At 74.4% G+C, this 1,756-nt stretch carries 1 protein-coding gene; it reads left to right on the top strand.

The features are described 5' to 3' along the window. Positions 1–78: 78 nt before the first annotated feature. On the top strand, positions 79–1,756 hold a 1,678-nt coding region (locus K6I33_RS34750), incomplete at its 3' end, for a phospho-sugar mutase (RefSeq protein WP_229358785.1).

Genomic DNA, 1,756 nt, shown 5'->3' with positions numbered 1-1,756 from the left:
CAGAAGGGCCGTCCCGCCCCGGCCCCGACCCACCCGCACGGCGGGCGCACCGCACCCCGAAACCTCCGGAGGAAAACCGTGGAGCGAGACCTCATCGCACAGGCCCGGACCTGGCTCGCCGAGGACCCCGACCCCGAGACCCGCGACGAGCTCGCCAAGCTCATCGACGCCGGCGACCTCGCCGAGCTGAGCACCCGCTTCGCCGGCACCCTGCAGTTCGGCACCGCCGGCCTCCGCGGTGAGATCGGCGCCGGCCCCATGCGCATGAACCGCACCGTCGTCATCCGCGCCGCCGCCGGCCTCGCCGCGTACCTGAAGAAGCAGGGGACCCCCTCAGGGGATGGCACAGCCGGCACCGTCGTCATCGGTTACGACGCCCGCCACAAGTCCGCCGACTTCGCGCTGGACACCGCCGCCGTCATGGTCGGCGCGGGCCTCAAGGCCGTGCTGCTGCCGCGCCCGCTGCCCACGCCCGTCCTCGCCTTCGCCATCCGCCACCTGGGCGCGGTCGCCGGCGTGGAGGTCACGGCCAGCCACAACCCGCCGCGCGACAACGGCTACAAGGTCTACCTCGGCGACGGCTCCCAGATCGTGCCGCCCGCCGACGCCGGCATCGCCGCCGAGATCGCCGCGATCGCCAGCCTGAACGACGTCCCGCGCCCGTCCGAGGGCTGGGAGGTCCTCCGCGAGGAGGACGTCGTCGACGCCTACCTGGCGCGCACCGACGCCGTCCTCACGGACGGCTCCGCGCGTGACATCCGCGTCGTCTACACGCCCATGCACGGCGTGGGCCGCTCCGTCCTGACCGCCGCGTTCGCCCGCGCCGGCTTCCCGGAGCCGGTCGTCGTCGCCGAGCAGGCCGAGCCGGACCCGGACTTCCCGACGGTGGCCTTCCCCAACCCGGAGGAGCCGGGCGCGATGGACCTCTCCTTCGCGACGGCCCGCGCGGCCGCGGAGGCGGGCGACGCGCCCGACATCATCATCGCCAACGACCCCGACGCGGACCGCTGCGCCGTGGCCGTGCCGGACCCGGACAACATCGAGGGCTGGCGCATGCTGCGCGGCGACGAGGTGGGCGCGCTGCTGGCCGAGCACCTGGTGCACAAGAACGCCCGTGGCTCGTTCGCGACGACGATCGTGTCGTCCTCGCTGCTGTCGCGGATCGCGGCGGGCGCGCCGGGCACGTCGTACGAGGAGACGCTCACCGGCTTCAAGTGGCTCGCCCGCGTGGACGGCCTGCGCTACGCCTACGAGGAGGCGCTGGGCTACTGCGTCGACCCGGAGGGCGTGCGCGACAAGGACGGCATCACGGCCGCGCTGCTCGTGGCCGAGCTGGCGGCCGAGCTGAAGCAGTCGGACCGGACGCTGAGCGACCTCCTGGACGACCTGGCGGTCGAGCACGGGCTGCACGCCACGGACCAGCTGTCGGTGCGGGTGGAGGACCTGTCGCTGATCGCGTCGGCGATGCGCCGGCTGCGGGAGGCGCCGCCGGTGGTCCTGGCCGAGCTGCACGTCGTCTCCGCCGAGGACCTGTCCAAGGGCACGGAGTCGCTGCCGCCGACGGACGGCCTGCGGTACGCCCTGGCGGGCGACGAGGCGGGGACGGTCTCGGGGGCGCGGGTCATCGTGCGGCCGAGCGGTACGGAGCCGAAGCTGAAGTGCTACCTGGAGGTCGTGGTGCCGGTGGCTTCGGCGGCGGCGCTGGGTGACGCGCGCCGGCACGCGGACGAGGTCCTGGCGGGCATCAAGACGGACC

Source organism: Streptomyces sp. UNOB3_S3 (assembly GCF_020740895.1).
In the GTDB taxonomy this organism is placed as follows: domain Bacteria; phylum Actinomycetota; class Actinomycetes; order Streptomycetales; family Streptomycetaceae; genus Streptomyces.
The sequence above is the reverse complement of the archived record's forward strand: the minus strand, read 5'-3'. Positions and strand labels throughout refer to the sequence as shown.